This window comes from Ruegeria arenilitoris, assembly GCF_013030265.1.
Taxonomy (GTDB): Bacteria; Pseudomonadota; Alphaproteobacteria; order Rhodobacterales; family Rhodobacteraceae; genus Ruegeria; species Ruegeria arenilitoris_E.
In genome coordinates this window covers 211,048-217,119 of sequence record NZ_WPZQ01000009.1, presented here as the reverse complement: position 1 = coordinate 217,119, position 6,072 = coordinate 211,048, and the positions used below count along the sequence as shown (strand labels likewise).

Genomic DNA, 6,072 nt, shown 5'->3' with positions numbered 1-6,072 from the left:
AAGGCCGAGGTCGCAGAACTCTGCAAACGTTTCCCAATATATCCAAACCTGTAAGTTGAAGGACCCGAACGTATGAGCTTTCATTCCATTGATCAGGCACCAGCCCGTCTGAACCGCAGCGAATTGGCTGTTCCCGGCAGTCAGCCCGGCATGTTCGAAAAGGCAGCACAGTCAGACGTGGACGTCATTTTCCTTGATCTAGAGGATGCTGTCGCACCGGATGAGAAGGAACAGGCGCGCAAGAATATCATCGAGGCGCTGAACGATATCGATTGGGGCAACAAGACCATGTCGGTGCGGATCAATGGTCTGGATACCCACTACATGTACCGCGACGTTGTTGACGTGGTGGAGCAGGCCGGTGAGCGGCTGGACCTGATCATGATCCCCAAGGTTGGCACTGCAGCTGACGTTTACGCGGTCGACATGATGGTCACGCAGATCGAAGATGCGATGGGCTACAAAAAGCGCATCGGTTTCGAACACATCATCGAAACCGCGCTTGGCATGCAGAATGTCAGTGAGATTGCGGCTGCGTCCAAACGGAACGAGAGCCTGCATTTCGGGGTTGCGGATTATGCTGCCTCGACCCGCGCGCGTACAACAATCATTGGCGGTGTAAATCCGGACTATTCGGTTCTGACAGACCCGGATGCCGAAGCGCATCGTGCAACACATTGGGGTGACATGTGGCACTATGCGTTGGCACGTATGGTTGTTGCAGCCCGTGCCAACGGTTTGCGCCCCATCGATGGTCCATTCGGTGATTTTCAGGATTCCGAGGGTTACAAGGCAGCTGCGAAACGAGCAGCAGTTCTGGGCTGTGAAGGAAAATGGGCGATCCACCCCAGCCAGATTGCACTCGCGAATGAAGTGATGTCACCCGGAGACGCCGAGGTGAATAAGGCGCAGCGCATTCTTGAGGCAATGGCCGAAGCCGAAGCAGCTGGTAAGGGTGCCGTTTCGTTGGATGGTCGCCTGATTGACTATGCCTCGATCCGTCAGGCCGAGGTAATGGTAGAAAAGGCCCGGCAGATCGCAGCTGCCTGATCATTAGTCAAAGAGGCGGACACCGGTTTGGACGTTCGCCTCTTTGAAAGATTATCCGTTTGCTTACGCAGCAGCACTCATTTCGGAAAGGTAATCTGAAACGAGCGCCAGACCCTTGTTCAGGATGTCGGGGTTGTTGGCATAACCAATGCGGACATATCCCTCCATGCCCAGTGCCGAACCCGGTGTAAACATGACGCCGGTTTTCTTCAGCAACCCAACGCAGAACTCGCGGGAAGTCATCGGCAATTCATATTTGAGCAGGGCTGTAGTTCCGGACTTGGGTTCGATCCAGGATATCAACGGTTCCTGCGCAACCCAGTCCCGCAGGATTGCGAGGTTACCGCGCGTGATGGACTGACTGCGCGCCAGAACCTGATTCCGGTTCTCCAACGCCAGCGCTGCAAAATGATCGTCGATCATTCCGACCGAGATTGTGTCATAGTCCCGATGGATCGAAACCTGCTCAATCACGTCGGTCGGGCCGACAATCCAACCCAGACGCAACCCCGCCAATGAATAGGCTTTGGACATGCCAGCGGTAGAGATGCCTTTTTGGTAGATATCGGCGATTGAGTCGGTCATGCCCGAACCGCTCTGATCCGTCCCGCGATAAACCTCGTCGCACAGGATCCATGCGTCAGCTTCGCGTGCTATTTCTGCGATTTCTTCCAGCATAGAGCGATCCATCAGGGCACCCGTCGGGTTGTTGGGGTTGTTGATCGCAATCAGGCGGGTGTCGGGGGTTACCAGCGCACAAAGCTCACCCAGATCGGGAAGAAACCCGTTCTCTTCGCGCAGTTTCAACTGATGAACGTCAGCACCAATGCTGGCCGGTATCGAATAATGCTGCTGATATGTTGGTACGACTGCAACGACACGATCCCCAGCAGACACCAGCGCTTTGTGGATCAGCATGTTGGCGCCGATGGTTCCGTGCGTAACGATTGTATTCTCGACCTTTTGTCGATCATAGAGCGCAGCGATGGCGCGGCGCAGGCGATCCGACCCCTCAATCGCTCCGTATGTCATTTTCATCGTCAACAGATCGGACAGGTCCGTATGGTTTTTGCCCGCTAGCTTGAGCAATTCCTCAATCGTCAGGCTTTCCACACATGTTTCGGCGAGGTTCCATTCGCATTTGGTCTCCCACTCGTTCATCCAGATTTCGACGCCAAAGGGTTCGATATGCATATGATCTGTCCTTTTGTCAGGCGCGGGCAGCGCGATAGATGGCATTGGCGATGGCGATGTCTTCCAGGCCCAGGCCCACCGATCGAAAGAAGACAGGTTTACCGGCGTCCGGCAATTCGCTAGAGCCTGTGGCCAGTTCTGCCAGATCCCCTTTGACCTGTTGGGCGTTCCAGCCATGATCACGCGCCGCGATCAGCATCTCACCTGCGGTAGAGGGGGTGGTTTCGCGGTAGTCACAGTAGACTTGCGCAGCGGGCAGGAACGAGGGTGTAATCTCGTGCGCCAGAGCGACGTTGGTGCTGATCGAGGTCACCAACGCATGTGGTGCAACAGATTCCTCATCCAGCACGGGCGTTCCGGATGAGGTGCAAAGCATCACAACGTCCGAATTGAGAGCTGCGGCTTCTGCGCTGGCGGCAAAAGTGATGGCAGGGCAGAGTTCCTGCCACTCTGTTTGCAGTTTCTGATTGGCGGCCAGGTTCGGGGAGTAGATGCAAACCTCTTGCCAGTCTCTCAGTGTTTGTATGTGACGCCAATGGGCCTGTGCTATCGCACCAGATCCAATAATCGCGACGCGTTGGGCGGCTTTGCCAGCAAGCAGATCAACAGCCAGTGCAGTGGTTGCGGCTGTCCGCTCGGTCGTAAGGCGGCCAGAATCGCACAGCATCAACGGCTGCCCGCTCTGCATGGACATCAGTATCGTCCATGCGGTGATGATGGGCCCATTCTCCTGGATAAGGTAGGGGGATAGTTTGGCGCCAAAAGTACCTGCACCGGATGCAGCACCCAGGTAGGTGATAAAGTCACCCTTGTTTTCAGGCAGCAAGGTCAGGGTTTGCGCAGGTTGCACTGCCTGCTTGCGGCCAAGCTCGGTAAAAAGCTGGCGCATCTCCTGCAGGACGTCAATTTGTGGCAACAGCTGATCGACAGCTTCGGCATCTAGAACAAGCGGATGAGAGTTCATTGCGGATTTCCTTCTTTGATGCACTTCTAAGAAATTGAACGTTCCGCCACTATCATCCTCAAGGATGATGCGCTGCGAGTCTGCTCGTGCTACTGCGGCTTCGCTGTGAGGGTGACGTGAATTACAAAGACACCGAAATCGAGAATTTGAATCGCGCCCTTTGCCGGGTGATCGAAGGCGATGGTGACGCATTGGATATGATCAAGGCGGCAGGTCGGGTGCTGACGTTTTCAGCAGCCTTCTGTGTTGTTAATCGCAAGGGGCGGGCACCTGTCTATCTCGGCGACACCTATCCTGATGGTGCGGCAAAAGAGGCGGTGCAACTCTACGTTCGCCAAACCTACCTGCTGAATCCGATCTACAACGCATTTCTGGATGGTTTGCCGCCGGGTATCCATAGGATGATTGATCTGGCCCCGGATAACTGGGTTTTTGCTGCCGAAGGTTCAGAGGTTCTGATCGAGGACGGAGAGGAAATCGGGTATCGAACCCCTGGTTGGCCCGCTGGCCTGCAGGAAATGGCTCTGACAGTAGATCTGGGTGACGGAGCGATGGGGGAACTCAGCTTTGCCCGACCAGCCGAAGAGGGCGGTTTCTCATCTGATTTGATCGATCGGTTGGCCCCATTCCATTCGTTGTTTTCAACTGCATTCCGAAGCCTCTGGTCGAGGCAATCAAAGACAGCAATTGGAAACAAACCGACCGAAGTCGTGCTGAAGGATTTTGCCAGCGACATCCTCTCTCCGCGTGAGGCCGAGATTGTCGGATTGATCCTGAAGGGCCATTCGAGCCTTTCCATAAGTCTGTCTTTGGGTATCGCTTTGCCTACAGTCAAAACTCATCGAAAGAACGCTTATTCTAAGCTGGGCATCAGCACACAGCAGCAGTTGTTTAACGCGTTCTTGCAGTGGAATGGCAATGTTTAGAGCATTATTGGCGGATCTATCAGCCGGAAGCGATCTGGTCGTCAGGCTTTACCAGCGCGATCACCAGCAAGACGACCAAAAACGGATCCTTGATCAGGCCAGTGCCGCCCGGATAGTCGAAAAAGAACGGCCCGAGGAGCATTTCACCGTCCTGAAAAAAGGCCCGAATGTTGCCAACGCCATCTTAGGCGAACCGGATTGTGCCTGCGATAAAGCGGGATTTCCAGCGCTGATTACAATCGAATCTTAGGTGGCCATCACTGCTTTCCATTTTGCGGCGCTTTGAACAGATCTTTGCGCAGTGTCATCAATGCGCCGGGGTCAATTTTTGCCTGAATGATAGTGGTTTGGCCGGAATCAATAGCTTCTTTCAGGGCAGGACCCATGGCCCCAGGACCATCGACCCAGATACCTTTGCCTCCGCAAAGCTCAGCAAATTTGTCATAACGCGGGGATTGGATTTCCGCACCCAGCAGGCGACCGCCGTAGAACTCCTGCTGATAGGCCTTTTCGGCACCCCAGGCTTCGTTATCCAGAACGATGATTGTGATGGGCAACTGATGACTGATCGCGGTTTGAATTTCGATCATGGTGTATCCCACGGCACCATCTCCCATGATGGCAACAGTGTGTCGATCTGGCGCAGCCGCCTTGGCTCCAATCGCTGCGGCAAGGCCAAAGCCCACGAGGCCGAAATCCAATGGGGTAATCAGGCTCATGGGGGCGTAGTGCGCCAGTCGGTCGGCGGCTTGTAGACAGGTATTTCCGGTGTCGAGTGTGACAATCGCGCTTTCGGGCAGGGTATCGCGAATTTCCGCCAAAGCTCTGCGCGGATGCATAGGCAGGGTGTCAATTTCTGCTTCTTCGGCACGCTCGGTCCAAAGTGTATCCATATCGTCTTTGAACGCTTGCCGCCAAGCATCGCATTTTGGTTTTGTAGTCGTTTGGCACAAGGCTTCTGCCGTCAGCCGAGCGTCCCCCTGAGCCGCTATCTCGGCGGGGAAGTACCGCCCAACCGCCGACCCTTCTATGTCCACATGAACAATGCGGGTGTCGGCCCCGACATAGTCATTGCTATGGAAAGTCGAGTTGAACCCAAGGCGCGCTCCCAGAACGACCATTACATCGGCCTCTTTCGTCAGGCGGCTTGCGACGCGATTGCCTCTGGGTCCTGCTTGCCCGGCAAACCAGGGATGGCGATGTGGCATTACATCTGCATGGCCCGTCGAGGCAACAACCGGTATCTCGAGAGTTTCCGCCAGACTGGTAAGAGCCTCGCGACCAATGCTCCATTTAAAGCCGCCACCGGCAAAAATGACGGGGCGTTCCGCTTCTGCCACCAGCGCAGCAATGGCTGCGATGTCGTCATCCGAAGCAGGTCCGGGACGGGCGATATTTACCGGCGCGGGATCAAAATCAGGAAGCTCTTCGGCGAACAGATCGCGCGGCACATGCAGGACGACAGGCCCGCGGCGGCCCGTATTGGCCAACCGGAATGCATCCTCAAGCATAGGTACAAGCCGTGAGGGATCTGTCACCATCACCGACCGTTTGGAGATCGGAGCAAACAGCGCGACCTGGTCGACTTCCTGAAACGTGTCTTTGCATTGATCCGCGCGTGTTATAGCACCAGCAATGACCACCATGGGTGAGTAGGCCAGATGGGCCTCGGCAACTGCGGTGACGATATTGACCACACCGGGACCGGCCTGAGCACCAAGCACGACGCCAGGTTTCCCTGTCATGCGGGCCCAGGCATCTGCCATATGTCCGGCTGCGCGTTCGTCCCGTGCGCCGACATAGGCGATTTCGCCGCCTTGATACATCGCATCATAAAGTTCCAGCATCGAACCACCCAGCAGGCCAAAAACCGTGTCGATACCGTTGGCTTTGAGTACGCGATAGACGGCTTCTCCGCCGGTGATCATGTTAGTCATC

6 protein-coding genes are annotated in these 6,072 nt (G+C 55.5%); 2 read left to right on the top strand and 4 right to left on the bottom strand.

What is annotated here, in order from left to right; genetic code table 11:
* The first annotated feature begins 72 nt into the window (after positions 1-72).
* Entirely contained in the window at positions 73-1,050 is a 978-nt protein-coding gene (locus GOX61_RS17035) for an HpcH/HpaI aldolase/citrate lyase family protein (protein ID WP_170335631.1), read from the top strand.
* A 63-nt stretch (positions 1,051-1,113) separates the two neighbouring features.
* Here the strand turns inward: GOX61_RS17035 and GOX61_RS17030 are convergent, their stop codons facing one another.
* Both GOX61_RS17030 and GOX61_RS17025 read right to left on the bottom strand, forming a co-directional pair.
* Positions 1,114-2,244, bottom strand: a complete 1,131-nt coding sequence (locus tag GOX61_RS17030; protein ID WP_170335629.1) for an aminotransferase — start codon at positions 2,242-2,244, stop codon at positions 1,114-1,116.
* A gap of 16 nt (positions 2,245-2,260) precedes the next feature.
* Positions 2,261-3,208: an ornithine cyclodeaminase family protein gene (locus tag GOX61_RS17025; protein WP_170335627.1), complete on the bottom strand. Its 948-nt coding sequence runs from the start codon at positions 3,206-3,208 to the stop codon at positions 2,261-2,263.
* Between the two features lie 116 nt (positions 3,209-3,324).
* On the opposite strand from GOX61_RS17025, the gene GOX61_RS17020 reads away from it, so the two are divergent.
* Entirely contained in the window at positions 3,325-4,134 is an 810-nt protein-coding gene (locus tag GOX61_RS17020; RefSeq protein ID WP_367646978.1) for a helix-turn-helix transcriptional regulator, read from the top strand.
* A gap of 19 nt (positions 4,135-4,153) precedes the next feature.
* Here GOX61_RS17020 and GOX61_RS22560 read toward each other — a convergent pair whose 3' ends face one another.
* Positions 4,154-4,276, bottom strand: a complete 123-nt coding sequence (locus tag GOX61_RS22560; protein ID WP_302478305.1) for a hypothetical protein — start codon at positions 4,274-4,276, stop codon at positions 4,154-4,156.
* Between the two features lie 115 nt (positions 4,277-4,391).
* The gene (locus GOX61_RS17015) at positions 4,392-6,071 is read right to left on the bottom strand and encodes a thiamine pyrophosphate-binding protein (RefSeq protein WP_170335625.1); all 1,680 of its coding nucleotides are present in this window, start codon (positions 6,069-6,071) and stop codon (positions 4,392-4,394) included.
* Position 6,072 lies beyond the last annotated feature (1 nt).